Source organism: Vagococcus bubulae (genome assembly GCF_003950315.1).
Classification (GTDB): domain Bacteria; phylum Bacillota; class Bacilli; order Lactobacillales; family Vagococcaceae; genus Vagococcus; species Vagococcus bubulae.
The window spans coordinates 98,758-113,661 of the sequence record NZ_NGJT01000008.1; the positions used below are offsets into that span (position 1 = coordinate 98,758).

A 14,904-nucleotide genomic window follows, 5' to 3' on the forward strand; every position below is an offset into this window, starting at 1 on the left:
AGGAACAATAAATGACCACGTTAGACAATAGCTATTACCAAGCAATTAACTGGAATGCTGTTGAAGACATTATTGATAAGTCCACTTGGGAAAAATTGACAGAACAATTTTGGTTGGATACACGTATTCCTTTATCAAACGATTTAGATGATTGGCGTAACTTTAACGACGATCAAAAAGAAAATATTGGTCTAGTATTTGGTGGGTTAACACTACTAGATACGATTCAATCTGAAAGTGCCATCGAAGCCTTACGCAAAGACAGCCGCACACCTCATGAGGAAGCTGTGTTAAACAATATTCAATTTATGGAATCTGTTCATGCCAAAAGTTACTCATCCATCTTTAGTACACTAAACACTAAGGCTGAGATTGAAGAAATTTTTGAATGGACAAACACCAACCCTCAACTACAAAAAAAAGCTGAGATTATTAATGAAATTTATTTAAATGGATCCCCATTACAAAAAAAAGTAGCGAACGTATATGCTGAAACGTTTCTTTTCTACTCTGGTTTTTATGCACCTTTGTATTATTTAGGAAACAACAAATTAGCAAACGTAGCCGAAATTATTAAATTAATTATCCGTGACGAGTCAGTTCATGGGACTTATATTGGGTATAAATTCCAACTAGGTTTCAATGAATTAAGTAATGAAGAACAAGAAGAAATGAAAGAATGGATGTATGACTTACTCTTCACTCTTTATGAAAATGAAGAAGTCTATACTGAATTATTGTATGATAAATTAGGTTGGACGGAAGAAGTCAAAACATTCCTACGCTATAATGCAAACAAAGCCCTAATGAACTTAGGAATGGATCCATTATTCCCAGATACAGCCAATGACGTGAACCCTATTGTCATGAATGGCTTATCAACTGGAACAAGCAACCATGACTTTTTCTCTCAAGTAGGTAATGGTTACTTACTTGGTACAGTAGAGGCCATGGAAAATGATGACTATTTAATCGGTATGTAATACCAAAAGACTCACCAACTTATGACACGTTGGTGAGTCTTTTTTGTTAAATTACTAATGAATAAGGATGTTCTAAATAATACACCACTTGCCCTAAAAATTCTGCTGCCGGTGAGCCATCCAAAACTTGATGGTCAAATGTTAAACTTAACGGTAATTCACTAATTTCTGTTACGTCTTTTTCTTCGTTAAATACTAATTTTGTACTGGTTACCCCAATTCCTAAAATACCAATTTCTGGTGTGTTTAAAATTGGTGTAAAGTACTCAACCCCAGCATTTCCTAAATTTGTAATCGTAAACGTTGAACCTCGGTAAAATTCACTTGCTAATGAGCCATCAACTGCTTGAGAGGTCACACTGACAAAATCTGAACCGATTTGTGATAGAGATTTAAGGTGGACATCTTTCACAACTGGCACAACTAAACCATCATCAACTGCCACTGCTACCCCAATATGAACGTCTTTATGTTCTGTGTAAACTTGTGTATCATAAGAGGCATTCATTTGTGGGAAATCTTTTAAGGCTAAACTCACAGCTTTAATCAACAGTGTATTAATGCTTAATGCACTCTTACTTAAACTATCACCTGCTTTTTCTTTCATATCTTTTCTAAATGCAAGCAATGACGTAATATTGGCTTTTCTATGCAAGGTTAATTGCGCAGTTTGAGCTAAACTTTGATGCATTCGTTGTGCAATAACTTTGCGCATTCCCTCTAAGCCTTCTCCAACAGTGGCACTTATAACAGATTGAGAAACAACTTGCGGCACGTGACGTTCCACATCGCGTCTTGTAATTCGCCCGTTGCCACCAGTTCCAATAATATCGCTTAATGAATAGTGTTTATCTGCTGCTAATTTTCTAGCCAAAGGTGTTGCGAAAATCCGCTCACCCTCTTTTTTGACTGCTGTTGGTTGGTCTTTCACCATTTCTTGTGTGACGTCCTCTTGTATTTCATTAACTTCTTCTACTATTTCTGTTGCTTCTGAAATTGTTTCGCCTTCATTTCCAACATAGCCAATAACTGCTTGGCAAGGTGCTTCTCCCCCTGCTTCTACGCTAATAGACAGTAATACACCATCAACAGGAGATTCCACATCGTGCGTTAATTTTTCAGAACTAATCGATACAACTGGCTCTCCTTTTGTTACTGTATCCCCCACTGATTTGTACCATTGATCCACTGTACCTTCTGTCATGGTTAGACCTAATGTCGGCATCAATAATGTTTCTGCCATGATTTTCACCTACCCTTTATTTTAAGTCTTGAATTAACTCACTTGCTTCTTCTAATACTCTTTCCTTACTTGGTAAATACAACGCCTCTAAGTTACTTGCAAATGGCACAGGAGTATTAGGTGCACACACACATTTAATTGGGCCATCTAAATAATCAAACGCTTTGTCTCCAACCACTGAGGCAATATCTGTTGCTGTATTATTGTGCGGATTCGCTTCATCTATTACGATTAATCGTCCTGTTTTCTTCACAGATTGAATGATTGTTTCTTGATCCCAAGGTGCTACAGTCACTAAATCAATCACTTCAACGGAAATGCCTGATTTTTCTAGCTCAGCTGCAACATCTAATGCAACATAAAGCATTTTTCCAATAGTCACAATCGTTAAATCGTTACCTTCTTGTTTAACTTTTGCTTTTCCTATTTCCACTTTATAGTATTCTTCAGGGACTTCATCTTTAATGCCGTAAAGTGTTTTATCTTCTGAAAAAATCACAATATTATCATCTTCAATTGCTGCAAGCAACAAGCCCTTAGCATCATAAGGATTAGAAGGTACAACTACCTTTAGTCCAGGTATAGAACCAAACATCCCGTAGTAAGAGCCTGAATGTTGTGCTGCTGCTGATGCGCCTGCACCGTGACACGTTCTAACCGTCATAGGAATCGTTGCTTTTCCTCCAAACATGTAACGCATTTTTGACCCTTGTGCTAACAATGTATCAAAACAAAATCCTAAAAAATCATTAAACATTAATTCCGGTACTGGACGTAATCCTGTTGCCGCAGCCCCCACTGATGCTCCCATGTATCCCATCTCAGAAATCGGCGTATCAATAACACGTTCATACCCATGTTTTTCCACTAATCCTTTTGTCACACCGAACACGCCACCCCAAGCACCTTTACCTTCTAGATGGTCAATATGTGTTCCTCCAGCAATGTCTTCACCTAAAAGAATCACGCGATCATCTTTTTCCATTGCCATATCTAAACCTTCATTAATTGCTTGCATAAATGTTATTCGTCTACTCATGATAGTCACTCCTTATTTTATAAATTGTTTTAAATCGATACATCTTCATATAAGGCTTCAGGTCTTGGTATATTACTTTCTCTTGCAAATAAAACAGCCTCTTCTGTATCTTTAACAGATTGTACTTCAATCTCATCTGCTTGTTTGGCTGTTAACCATTTATTTTTGATTGCGACATCTCTAAATTCTTTAATATTGTCAAGATCAGCATAGTCTTTTTCTTCGCCTTCTTTTGCTTTGTATTTTTGTTCGTCACCTTCAAAATGTCCATAATTTCGATAGGTTACACATTCTAAAATAGTTGGTCCTTCACCATTTCTTGCTCGATCAATCGCTTCTCCAGCTGCTTCATAAACAGCCATTAAATCTTTGCCTTCTACTCGTATGCCTGGAATACCATAAGCGACACTTCTTTCAGCAATCGTATTTGATCCTGATGCATACTTAACAGTAGTTGACTCAGCAAACCCATTATTTTCACAAACAAACACAACAGGTAAATTCCAAATTGCTGCCATATTAATCCCTTCATGGAATGTTCCTTCATTACTAGCACCATCGCCAAAGAAACAAATCGCTACATCATCTGTTTTCAAATACTTATTTCGAAGTCCAGCTCCTACTGCGATTGGGAATCCTCCACCAACCATACCGTTTGCTCCTAGCATGCCTTTATCAATATCGGCAATATGCATTGAACCGCCTTTTCCTTTACAAAGTCCAGTTTCCTTTCCAAAAATCTCCGCCATCATACCATTTAAGTCACACCCTTTAGCGATACAATGGCCATGACCTCTATGAGTACTAGTAATATAATCTTTATCTGTTAAATGAGCACAAACCCCAGTTGCAACAGCTTCTTCACCTGCATATAAATGGACAAATCCTGGAATTTCTCCCGTTGTAAAAATACGATGCACTTCATCTTCAAAATTTCTGATATCATTCATCGTTTTGTAAATCCACTCTGCTTTTTGTTTTGTCATTTTTTCCATTTCCTATTCCTCCTTAGACAATCATGTTGCTTGCCAATTCACCTATCATTTCTGAGAGTGTTGGGTGAGCAAACGTCATTTTTTCCAACTCTTCTAAACGACCTTCTGATTCTTTTACTGCTAGTAAGATATGAATCATTTCTGTTGCATTAGCTCCAACAATAACACCACCCAAAATCTCATGATGTTTTTTTTCAGAGATGATTTTGACAAATCCTGTGGTTTCATCTCCTGCAATCGCGCGACCATTTGCCATATAATCTGTTTTTGAAACCAATACATCGTATCCTTTTTCTTTCGCTTTCTCTTCTGTTAAACCAAAGCTGGCAATTTCAGGATGACTATACACACATTTTGGAACGTCCTCATTTTTTAAAGGTCTTTCTGCTGTTGCAAACATATGTCTGACAGCTTTAATACCTTCCTTACTCGCTGCATGAGCTAACATTAAACCATCAATCATGTCACCTACAGCATAAATAGATGACACAGATGTTTGATAGTGATGATTTACCTCAATAAATTTTTGATTTTCTGTTTTTCTTAAGGATAGTTGATCAGCCAAATCTAGATTTGCTTTACGACCTGTTACGACTAATAATGTATCAAAAGAGATGGCTTGATTAGATAATGCTATATTATTTGGAGTTACTTGCTTAATTTGTGCTGACTCAATAAGATTTACGCCCATTTTATTTAGTTTTTTCTTAATGATACGTCTTGCGTCTATGTCTTCAGTCATCAAAATACTTGGCGCTACTTCTACTACTGTAACGTTTGTACCTAGCGGGGCCATCGCAAAAGCTAATTCAATACCTATAACGCCTCCACCAATAATAACTAACTCTTTAGGCAACTCTTTTAACTCGAAAAAAGTATCTGTTGTTAAATAATCAACCTCTTGAATACCTGATATAGGTGGAACAAATGGAGTACTGCCTGTTGCTAATAAAATGAACGTTGCTTCTAAACATTCCCCCCCTACTTCAACTTCATGAGATGTTTTTAACTGTGCTTCTCCTTCAATATAGTCAATTGAGTGTTGTTTAAATAAATAATGAATGCCTTGCTGTAACTGACTAACAACACCATCTTTTCTAGCAACTAATTTTGAAAAATCAATATCTATCAACTCGCTATGAATACCAAAAGCATTTGCTTGATGCAGCGATTCTATCCAACTGGCATTTTTTAAATAAGCTTTTGATGGTATACACCCAACGTTTAAACACGTTCCACCAATTTTTTTTCGCTCTATCACTGCGACTTTTTTTCCCATTTTTGCCGCTTCAATTGCTGCGATATACCCTCCTGGACCGGCTCCAATGACAATTAAATCGTATTGCCTCATAACATCACCTTCCTTTAATCGTTCTACACTTATTAATAAGCAAAAGTTATGCCAATTTTGAAAACGCTTTATTTAAACTTTTTTGTTTTTATCATTTAAAAAATGAAACAAAATTGTAGCGAATTGTCGCAACAAAAAAGACATTCATCAATTGATCAATGTCTTTTACTTTTATTTAGGAATCTCGATTTGATATTTATCTAATTTTCTATAAAGTGTACTACGTGCCATGTTTAATTTCTCAGCTGTTTGTGTTAAATGGTAGTTTGTTTCCCTCAAAGCATTTAGAATATGCATTCTCTCATCCAATGTTTCTTTTGGTACACAAACACGTTTAATCGCGCCAATCTCAATCAACTCTATCAGTTCTTCTTTTGAGGGTTCATTTGTTGGAAAGTAAATCAACACACGCTCTAAAAAATTCTGAAATTCACGGATATTTCCTTGCCATTTAAAATCCTTAGCAATTTGACTAATTTTTTTCTGCCAATTTGGATACCATTTCTTTTTATCACAAAAGGTCTCAACTAGCGTGACAAAATCTTCTTGACGGTTTCTAAGTGGAGGTAAAATGAGTGGAATGACATACAAACGATAAAATAAATCTTCACGAAAATCACCTGTTTTAACAAGCTTTTTTAAATCTTTATTACTCGCTGTCACTAGTCGAAAATCAACACTTATTTCCTCTTCACTGCCGATTGGTGTAATTTTTTTCTCCTCTAGTGCTCTAAGCAATGCTACTTGCATTCGTGTGGACATACTATCTATTTCATCTAAGAATAATGTTCCGCCATCAGCTTGTCTGATTTTTCCTAGATACCCCTTCTCACTTGCTCCAGTAAACGCACCTGAAACGTAGCCAAATAACTCGCTTTCAAGAAGTGACTCACTTAACGCTCCACAATTTAAAGCAATTAGAGGACCATCTTTTCGTAAACTATTATAATGAATTGTTTTAGCAGATACCTCTTTTCCACTTCCTGTTTCACCAAATATATGGATGGGTAACTCAGACTGTGCTGCTTTTGATAACTGTTTTAAGAAAACCTGATACTCTTTATTTTTTGAATGAATGCCGAAACTAATAAAAGACGATTTTTTTTGCTTTTTTCCTAACTGGTAACAAAACCCAATTAAATCATTTTGTTGGTAGATTTCTTTTTTATAAAAATCTTGGGAGGATTGGTTTAATATACTCGAAATCATTTCGCCTTCGCAATCTTCATGTAATAATTTAAAATCATCAGATGCAGACAATATTTTCCCATCCAATCCTACTAAAACAGATTGTTCAAATGGTTGATTTAACGCTTCTAAAAATTGTTCTTTTTTATCATGTAACTGTCGTTCAATAACTCTAGCTTGAACATTTTTAGCAATCATTTTCAAAGCAAATAGCGTATAATTCGTTTCAGAAAAAATTTCCATTGTTGAGACATTTAAACAAGCTATTACGTCATCATTATCATCTAATATAGGTGTGGAAGAGCACGTAAACGGATGTGACGCTTCTGAAAAATGCTGAAATTTTTCCACAGTAACACTCTCAAGTGTACGGAGTGCTATCCCTATTGCATTTGTTCCTACTGCTTTTTCTGTCCATATACTGCCTTCAGAAAAACGAATATCATTTGCTAAATGTCTAGTCTCATGATGACCATCACGCCAAAGAACAACCCCTTGATTATTCGTTAAAATAAATAAGGGTTTCTTCACTTGAAAAAATTCGTGTAATCGTTGAATTTCTGATTTTACTGTCTGTATTAAAAAAGCTTGTTCTTTTTTCTCTCTTAATAATTCAACATCTGTCACCTTTTCTAAACCTTGTTTAGAGTATGGATTGACTGAATGTTTCATACAATAATCCCATGATTCAACAATATAATGAGGTAATAACGTTTCATTCACTTCATTAGACTGAATATATCTTTGCCATAAATCTTTTGTTTCTAACATGAACACGCCCCCTTTAGTCAACACAAGTATATCATTTTTTCACAATGTTTTATATAAAAGCGCAAACAAATAACATATCAATCTATTTATTCACCATTTTTAAATAGTATGTATCATACAAAAAACACTTAGCTTAATAACTAAGTGTCTCCTAACCCAAATCATATGATGTATTAGTTTGTGAAATTATTTTGCTTCTTGAACTAATTTTTGTGCTTTTCTTTCATTATCATAATCAGCAGATGTTGCTTTCGTGTATCCTTCATGACTATAAATAGCGATTACTTCTTTTCCTTTTAACTCAAGGAGAGAACACATTAAACAAAATATTTAACATATTTTTTTGTAATATATGTCACAACTAATAAACAGAGACTAGAAATGATAAATACCATATTAACACCCAGCTTATCTGATACAATACTTAACAAGATTAAACTTAAAGAAAAAATCAATGAGCATAATACACTACTAGCTGAATAAACTGATGCAATTTTTTCTGAGGATATTTTTTGTTGTATGACTGTCACTTGAGGAATATTTTTCATTTGAGAAAAAAATCCTACACCAATAGATAATATCAAACTAACGATTGGCAATGGAATAATCGCAAATAAAAAAGTGATGACAGAACCCATTAACGATCCAAAAAAAATAAAACGAGCTTTTTGTTGATTAATTGTTGTTTCATTTTTCATCACCAATAAACTTCCCATCATTGAGCCTAAGAAAAATGTGGCGTTAATGTATCCCCACCATTGATCTCCTTTATGTAAAAAATCTGTCACATAAACTAATACAACGGAAGAAACCCAAGCCGTATTGGTAATAGATTCTAAACTATCCATTAATAATACTACTTTAACTAATGGCTCATCACGAATAACAAGCCATCCTTTTTTAAATTCTTTCCACAAATTGGTCGTTTTCTTATTATCATCAACCCTGTTAGCGTAAATCCCAATCAAACATAAAAAAGACATGATAAATAAGAGGGTGTCAATCATTAAGAGAGTTGTCTGTTGAAATAAAACAACTAAAGAAGCCCCTACTAACCAACTTAATATATTGACTAATTGGCCCATCGTATTATATAAACTATTTGCTTTTATTAAGTATTCCTTCTCCACAAGTGCAGGGATTAACGCCACACTAAGAGGATACATAAAACTTGTTAAAAGAGAAAACAAACATACCCATATACTTAATGCTAAAATAGTCATTTCGCCAAATTGAAGCGACATACTTAACATGATAAATAAAATAATCCCCAGAAACTGAGTTACTTTTAACACTTTAATCATTCGATATCTTGCGACTAACATTGGTGTAACTAAGCCACATAAAACTGTGCCTAATGTCATAGCAAGTGGCATAATTGATGTAGCTAATACTGAGTGGGTTGATGTTAAAACTGAACTAATAATGGATACAGTATAAACGGTATTTCCCAAACTAAAAAATAGTTGGCTGATTAATAACTTATTAAATTGTTTTGTCATTATTTTTCCTACTTTCACTTAGGTGAATAATTTCATCACCTGTTTAAATTATTTACACTAAGTGAAATGGTCTAAATTTGTCTCATAAGATGCTCCTATCTACGATGTATTTGTTTAAGTTTACCACTTTTAAATCAAAAAATAAAACACCCCTTTATTAAAGAGTGTTTCCTCAAACAGATTAATTATCTTGCGGCATAAATAGGCTTTTATTTTTATTCAAGATTAATAGTAAAATAACCATTGTCACAACACCAGTCAGTAAACCACTTATCCCATTTGCCACTAATGAATACGTCACTGGAGATAATCCCCAAATGGCATATTTACCCCAAAAGATAAATCCGGCAATAAAATGAAAAATGTAACGCGCTAACACACCAACAAATGTTCCAGAAACAACATATCTCCAAGCATTTGATGGATTAGTTTTCAACGTTATTTGTAGTTTTTTACTGAATAAACCAGAAAAACCAGCCGCTGCAAAAGCAAAAATGTATTCAATAATAACTTGAGAGACGGTTAAAAAATAAACTTGTCCCATTAAAAAATGTAGTAAGCCCCAAACTAACCCAGCATATATTCCCGGTACAGTTCCACGACGCAATGCGTATAATGTTAAGGGAATCATTCCTAAAGAAACGGAAAATCCTGTTCCTACATTTAACGGGATAAACGATAGTGCCATTGATAATGCGGCAACAATCGTCCCCTCTAAAATAACTCGTGAACGTTTTGACATAAAAAACTCCTCCTATTATTGATTCATACGTGACCAATCAACAAAAGAGCAGTGCTTACTTGCTACCACTTCACACAATTCCTACGCTTGAATTAACAATATCAGGTTCGAGGGTTTAGAGTTTTCACTCATTCTCAGCTTTGAAGCTCCCCTTTGTGACGGTTATGTATTTAATTTATTTCATCTATAAGTATGGCATGTATCCGCTTAAGAGTCAAATGAATGAGACATTTCTTACTAATCAACTAGTTATTTAATTGATTAGATACGATATTCTCACAAAATTCAATGGTATCAGTCATGCCTTGCGCTAAACGATGGTAGTCACTACCTAGCAAGTAACACACCTCTTCTATCTTTTTGGCATTTGTTAAAAATATCTGATCTTTTGTCATAACATAATCATATAAATGATATGTTAATACACAAAAGGTTCGTTGTTGAAATCCCTCACCCGTATCTTTTGTGACATCAAAAAAATCGGCACGATACTTTTTTAAACTTTTCCAATCTTGATTTTCTATCGCTGTACTTAAAAAATTACAAAATAAAAAACTCTTAACCTTAATTGCTTCTTGAAACGTATTATATCGCTCTAGTTGTTTTAAGGCTGACTCTGTTAAAAAGCGATATGTTTCATAATCAAAATAATGCCCATTATTTAAGAAAAAATTACTTTCACTAATTGTCCAAGAGTCCATTGATACCAGATAGTTTTTTAATATCTCCACATCTTTTTTTGGATAAACGACTGGTTTACTATGTGTCTTGTATGATTCCTCATAAGAATAAATTAATAAATTCAATCTAGCCTTTAATAGTTCTTCATCCTTATTTTGGGGAACATTGTAATAAGTACGTAATTTCTTTAGAGTTTCAATATCCCCACGATTTGCTGCAACAGCGATTAAAACATCACTTGTTACTTCCTCTGTGGTATGATAACCATTCGCAATAAATTTAAATTCTTTATATCCCATATCTAATCTAGCTAAGACATCCATAAATTTTGTTACCGACATATCATGCAATCCTTTTTCAAAATCTATGGCATAGGTTTTAGAGACAATCCCTGAATACAAGTATTTTTGTGAATAGCCTTTACTTAGCCGAATGTCTCGCACCACTTTTCCATAATTACTTTCCATGATTTTTCTCCTTTTTTACTGGGATAAAAACAACTACTCTCAATCACGTTTCTCACCTTTTTGAACAACCTCCTCACAAAATTCAATGGTATCACTCATCGCTTGCGCCATACGGTGGTAATCACTACCAAGTAAGTAACACATCTCTTCTATCTTTTTTGCATTCTTTAAAAAATTCTGATCTTTTGTCATAACATAATCATATAGATTAAAGTCAAATACGCATAAAATTCTTTGAAATCCCTCTTCAGTATTTTTTGTCACCTCATAAAAATCCTGTCTATAGTTGTTAATGCTATCCCAATCTTTATTTTCTAAAGCTGTGCTTAAAAAATTAACAAATAAGTAACTTTTTATCTTAACCACATCTGGATAGCTGTTATACTGTCTTAACTGTTTTAAGGCAAACTCCGTCAAAATCCGGTAAGTCTCATAATCAAAGTGATACCCATTATTTAGAAAAAAAGCGAATTCTTTTAATGTCCATGATTCGACTGACATCAGATGATTTTTTAGTACCTCAACATCTTCTTTTTTATAAACAGCTGGTTCAATATGTCTTTTACCTGACTCCTCATAAGAATGAATCAACAAATTTAATCTCGCCTTTAATACCTCATCCTCTTTACTTTTACGTGTATCATAATAAGTACGTAATTTTCTTAATGTCTCAATATCCCCTCTATTTGTTGCGATTGCTATCAAAACGTTGCTAGTTATTTCTTCTGATGACTGATAACCATTGGCAATAAATTCAAATTCCTCAAGTTTCATCTCTAATCTAGCTAAGACATCCATGAACTTTGTTACCGACATATCATGTAATCCTTTTTCAAAATCTATAGCGTATGTTTTAGAAACAATCCCAGAATATAAGTATTTTTGTGAGTATCCTTTGTTTAACCGTATATCTCGAACTACTTTTCCATAATCTATCTCCATCGAATCTCTCCTTTTGGTCAACTATACTTTACCATTTATTCGTTCATAAAACGAATCATTCTATACTATAAAAAAGGAGGAATCACTTATGTCTATTATAAAAAAATATCCACTCTATCAAAAAATTATCCTGAACAACTTTATATCAACTCTTGGGGATTCCATGTATTATATTGCTCTTATGACCTATGCTGCACAATTTACAAATTCATCTCTTGCTATAACGATCGTATCATTATCCGAAAGTATTCCATTTATTTTTGCTTCACCTTTAGGTAGTTTGGCTGATATGAGCGAAAACAAAGCCACAAAAATCTTTTACTCTGGATTAATACGTGGGGCGCTGTATCTATCAGTAGGGTTTTTAATTGGTTTTCAACAAAGTATGATGTTATTAGTTGGGATTAGTCTCATTAATTTTATTTCTGACAATGTTGGAAAATTTTCAAACAGTCTTTTTTTTCCATTTATCCCATTAATTGTTGAACAAGATGATTTAGAAGAAGCTCAAGGTTTAAACGGAGCGATTAGTAACATTGTGGCAATTATTGCCCAATTTATTGGAGCCTATTTGTTAGGAATTTTTTCTTATCAATTACTTGCTATCATTAATAGTATGACGTTTTTTGCGACAGCTTTGATTGTTTTATCCATGAAAAAAAACCTAGATACCTTAGAAAAAGAACACCTAGACAAACACGAGTCAATTTCACTATCTGCTATTTGGAAACAGATGGTGTTTGCTATCAAAGAAACGACAAAGAACAAACAATTTTTTAAATTAATCTTAGTTTTTGCTGGGTTAAATGGCCTATCTTCCGCTATTTCACCTCTTTTATCAATTATTTTAGCAAAAGACTCAGCACTCATTATTGACAGCTTTTCATTTACCTTTGCACTCATTCAAGGTTTAACGTCTATTGGGGTGATACTTGGTAGTTTATTTGGGACAAAATTATTTAAAAAATTAGAATTAGAGCAGTTTAATCAACTTATTTTGTTTTTTATGGCCTTACTTGTTTGTAGTATTTTACTAAAAAATATCTACTTATTATTGATTTTTCAATTTATCTTAGGATTACTCATTGGTATTGTAAACCCAAAATTTAATGCTAAATTGATGAAAGAAATCCCTCTTGATAAATTAGCTACCATTGCTGGAGGTGTCAGCACACTACTTATGCTTTTCCCACCAATCACTATCTTTATTTTTACTACACTTGCTACTGCTTTTAGTAGCAATGTATCGTTGGTCACTCTTAGCATCAGTTGTTTATTATTGTGTCTTTATTCCTTTATGAGTTCTAAACATTAATAAATTATCAATAAAACGGTTGATTTTTTAAAAAAGTACATATAATATATTTTATATATACTAATCTACTTAAAAAAACACCAAAAAAAACATATTTACAAATAATTGTTTTTATAAAATTAATAAACTAAGATCATTCTCATTTAGAAAGGAGGATAATATGAGTTCATCTAAATTGCCACAGACTGGATTGATTGCTACAAGTTCTTTCATCTTTGGAATTCATCAAATAGTTGGTCTTATGTTAATTGCTTTTATAAGTGCTTATTTTTTGTATGACTATATTAAAAAGTATAATGATTGAATTAATTTATTATGGAATTGTGTACTTATTTTTAGTCCAACTATTTTTAACCTTTTTATTAAATATTTTTCAAAATAAAACAAGCTGTACTAATGTAGATAATCATCACCATTATTTTTTCATTGTACCTTGTGTTAACGAAGAACTTGTTATATACCAAACTATCTCTTCTTTATTAGCCATTGATAACAACTGCCATATTATTGCTATTGATGATGGCTCAACTGATAATACATACAACATCATGCAGCAATTTCCAGACAATCGTTGTACCATTATAAAAAGAGAATTACCAAATGCCAGACAAGGAAAAGGAGTTGCTCTTAATGTCGCTTTACAATGGTGTATTCAAGAAGTTAAAAAACGTGATTTACCGTTAGATTCTGTCATTGTTGGTGTGATAGATGCTGATGGCAAACTATCAAATGACGCTATGAATGAATTAAATAGAGCTTTTTCTGAAAAAGATGTTGCTGCTGTCCAAATGAGAGTAAAAATGTATGATGATTTTAAAAACACACTTCAAGTAGCTCAAGACTTAGAATTTTTCACAGTCAATAATTTAATCCAAAAAGCTCGAGTTAGTACAAATTCTGTTGGACTAAGTGGTAACGGGCAATTTTTCAGATTAGGACCTATCTTAGAAACGATAGGTCCTAATCCTTGGGGAACTTCTTTACTAGATGATTACGAACTAACGTTAAAATTAATGTCAGAAAATCTCAAAATTGCCTATGTCTCAAACGCTTATGTTTACCAAGAGGCACTATCTTCGACCAAACTATTCATCAAACAACGCAGTCGATGGGTACAAGGAAATTTAGACTGTTTAAAATATATTCGTCAAGTCTCTTCTTCAACGACTCTCACATCTATACAAAAACTAAGTATTTTTTACTTTTTGAGTCAACCATTTATTAATCTGATTGCCACAAGTTGTATCCTTATTTTCTCTATAAAATCAAGTAAACAAATTTATAACTCCCTTCCGATTATTTATGAAAATACCAATCACTATCTATTTTTGCTCTTTATAATTCTTGGGTTTTCTATTATTTTTGGCATCATTTTCACTGTGTTGTATGACAAAAATTTATCCGCTACCAAAGAAATAAAACCACCTTTTAGGTTCTTTCTTTTATTACCTTTTGCTACGTCGTATATGTATCTTATTTTATTTTTTAGTATCCTTATTGCATTTTGGCGACAATTGAGTCATCAGCGTAGCTGGATTAAAACAAAACGAAATTAAACGAGGCTGACCCAAAAGTCTCCTAAAAAAGATTAAAAGGAACAAAATTATTTTGGATTTTGTTCCTTTTTTGACGAAAAAAATAGCACTTTCCTTTATAATTAAGGTGTCTAAACCAACTAAAAAGGA

Annotated in this window: 13 protein-coding genes and 1 riboswitch; of the genes, 3 read left to right on the forward strand and 10 right to left on the reverse strand. The window is 33.4% G+C overall.

Annotated features, from left to right (window positions below; genetic code table 11):
* The first annotated feature begins 11 nt into the window (after positions 1–11).
* Positions 12–983: a class 1b ribonucleoside-diphosphate reductase subunit beta gene (gene nrdF / locus CBF36_RS06065; RefSeq protein ID WP_125957500.1), complete on the forward strand. Its 972-nt coding sequence runs from the start codon at positions 12–14 to the stop codon at positions 981–983.
* 46 nt (positions 984–1,029) lie between these two features.
* Here the strand turns inward: nrdF and CBF36_RS06070 are convergent, their stop codons facing one another.
* The 10 genes from CBF36_RS06070 to CBF36_RS06110 all read right to left on the reverse strand — a co-directional run bounded on the left by CBF36_RS06070 (position 1,030) and on the right by CBF36_RS06110 (position 11,904).
* On the reverse strand, positions 1,030–2,226 hold the full coding sequence (locus tag CBF36_RS06070) for a dihydrolipoamide acetyltransferase family protein (RefSeq protein WP_125957502.1): 1,197 nt from the start codon (positions 2,224–2,226) through the stop codon (positions 1,030–1,032).
* A gap of 16 nt (positions 2,227–2,242) precedes the next feature.
* A complete protein-coding gene (locus tag CBF36_RS06075; RefSeq protein ID WP_125957504.1) occupies positions 2,243–3,265 on the reverse strand; it encodes an alpha-ketoacid dehydrogenase subunit beta in 1,023 nt (340 codons plus the stop codon).
* A gap of 29 nt (positions 3,266–3,294) precedes the next feature.
* Complete coding sequence (locus CBF36_RS06080) at positions 3,295–4,260, reverse strand: thiamine pyrophosphate-dependent dehydrogenase E1 component subunit alpha (RefSeq protein ID WP_125957506.1); 966 nt, start codon at positions 4,258–4,260, stop codon at positions 3,295–3,297.
* 13 nt (positions 4,261–4,273) lie between these two features.
* The gene (gene lpdA / locus CBF36_RS06085; protein ID WP_125957508.1) at positions 4,274–5,611 is read right to left on the reverse strand and encodes a dihydrolipoyl dehydrogenase; all 1,338 of its coding nucleotides are present in this window, start codon (positions 5,609–5,611) and stop codon (positions 4,274–4,276) included.
* Between the two features lie 171 nt (positions 5,612–5,782).
* On the reverse strand, positions 5,783–7,570 hold the full coding sequence (locus CBF36_RS06090; RefSeq protein ID WP_125957509.1) for a sigma-54-dependent Fis family transcriptional regulator: 1,788 nt from the start codon (positions 7,568–7,570) through the stop codon (positions 5,783–5,785).
* A gap of 186 nt (positions 7,571–7,756) precedes the next feature.
* Positions 7,757–7,888 carry a hypothetical protein gene (locus tag CBF36_RS12370; protein ID WP_416340696.1) on the reverse strand — a complete coding sequence of 44 codons (132 nt, stop codon included), beginning with the start codon at positions 7,886–7,888 and terminating at the stop codon, positions 7,757–7,759.
* Complete coding sequence (locus CBF36_RS06095) at positions 7,888–9,072, reverse strand: MFS transporter (protein WP_125957511.1); 1,185 nt, start codon at positions 9,070–9,072, stop codon at positions 7,888–7,890. Before CBF36_RS06095 ends, CBF36_RS12370 begins: the two co-directional genes overlap by 1 nt.
* 181 nt (positions 9,073–9,253) lie before the next feature.
* Positions 9,254–9,814, reverse strand: a complete 561-nt coding sequence (gene thiT, locus CBF36_RS06100) for an energy-coupled thiamine transporter ThiT (RefSeq protein ID WP_125957513.1) — start codon at positions 9,812–9,814, stop codon at positions 9,254–9,256.
* A gap of 61 nt (positions 9,815–9,875) precedes the next feature.
* A riboswitch (TPP riboswitch) is annotated at positions 9,876–9,977 on the reverse strand.
* 82 nt (positions 9,978–10,059) lie between these two features.
* On the reverse strand, positions 10,060–10,962 hold the full coding sequence (locus CBF36_RS06105) for an Rgg family transcriptional regulator (protein ID WP_125957515.1): 903 nt from the start codon (positions 10,960–10,962) through the stop codon (positions 10,060–10,062).
* Positions 10,963–11,001: 39 nt separating this feature from the next.
* Positions 11,002–11,904, reverse strand: a complete 903-nt coding sequence (locus CBF36_RS06110; protein WP_125957516.1) for an Rgg family transcriptional regulator — start codon at positions 11,902–11,904, stop codon at positions 11,002–11,004.
* Positions 11,905–11,992: 88 nt separating this feature from the next.
* Here CBF36_RS06110 and CBF36_RS06115 point away from each other — a divergent pair, with 88 nt between their 5' ends.
* Complete coding sequence (locus CBF36_RS06115) at positions 11,993–13,219, forward strand: MFS transporter (protein ID WP_125957518.1); 1,227 nt, start codon at positions 11,993–11,995, stop codon at positions 13,217–13,219.
* Positions 13,220–13,494: 275 nt separating this feature from the next.
* Positions 13,495–14,775 (forward strand): glycosyltransferase family 2 protein, encoded by a 1,281-nt coding sequence (locus tag CBF36_RS06120; protein ID WP_243637985.1) that lies wholly within the window; start codon positions 13,495–13,497, stop codon positions 14,773–14,775.
* Positions 14,776–14,904 lie beyond the last annotated feature (129 nt).

What these genes read in the sequence shown, in the direction of transcription:
- nrdF (WP_125957500.1), top strand. Translation starts at nt 12, where the DNA reads ATGACCACGTTAGACAATAGCTATTACCAAGCAATTAACTGGAATGCT.
- CBF36_RS06070 (WP_125957502.1), bottom strand. Translation starts at nt 2,226, where the DNA reads ATGGCAGAAACATTATTGATGCCGACATTAGGTCTAACCATGACAGAA.
- CBF36_RS06075 (WP_125957504.1), bottom strand. Translation starts at nt 3,265, where the DNA reads ATGAGTAGACGAATAACATTTATGCAAGCAATTAATGAAGGTTTAGAT.
- CBF36_RS06080 (WP_125957506.1), bottom strand. Translation starts at nt 4,260, where the DNA reads ATGGAAAAAATGACAAAACAAAAAGCAGAGTGGATTTACAAAACGATG.
- lpdA (WP_125957508.1), bottom strand. Translation starts at nt 5,611, where the DNA reads ATGAGGCAATACGATTTAATTGTCATTGGAGCCGGTCCAGGAGGGTAT.
- CBF36_RS06090 (WP_125957509.1), bottom strand. Translation starts at nt 7,570, where the DNA reads ATGTTAGAAACAAAAGATTTATGGCAAAGATATATTCAGTCTAATGAA.
- CBF36_RS12370 (WP_416340696.1), bottom strand. Translation starts at nt 7,888, where the DNA reads ATGTGTTCTCTCCTTGAGTTAAAAGGAAAAGAAGTAATCGCTATTTAT.
- CBF36_RS06095 (WP_125957511.1), bottom strand. Translation starts at nt 9,072, where the DNA reads ATGACAAAACAATTTAATAAGTTATTAATCAGCCAACTATTTTTTAGT.
- thiT (WP_125957513.1), bottom strand. Translation starts at nt 9,814, where the DNA reads ATGTCAAAACGTTCACGAGTTATTTTAGAGGGGACGATTGTTGCCGCA.
- CBF36_RS06105 (WP_125957515.1), bottom strand. Translation starts at nt 10,962, where the DNA reads ATGGAAAGTAATTATGGAAAAGTGGTGCGAGACATTCGGCTAAGTAAA.
- CBF36_RS06110 (WP_125957516.1), bottom strand. Translation starts at nt 11,904, where the DNA reads ATGGAGATAGATTATGGAAAAGTAGTTCGAGATATACGGTTAAACAAA.
- CBF36_RS06115 (WP_125957518.1), top strand. Translation starts at nt 11,993, where the DNA reads ATGTCTATTATAAAAAAATATCCACTCTATCAAAAAATTATCCTGAAC.
- CBF36_RS06120 (WP_243637985.1), top strand. Translation starts at nt 13,495, where the DNA reads ATGACTATATTAAAAAGTATAATGATTGAATTAATTTATTATGGAATT.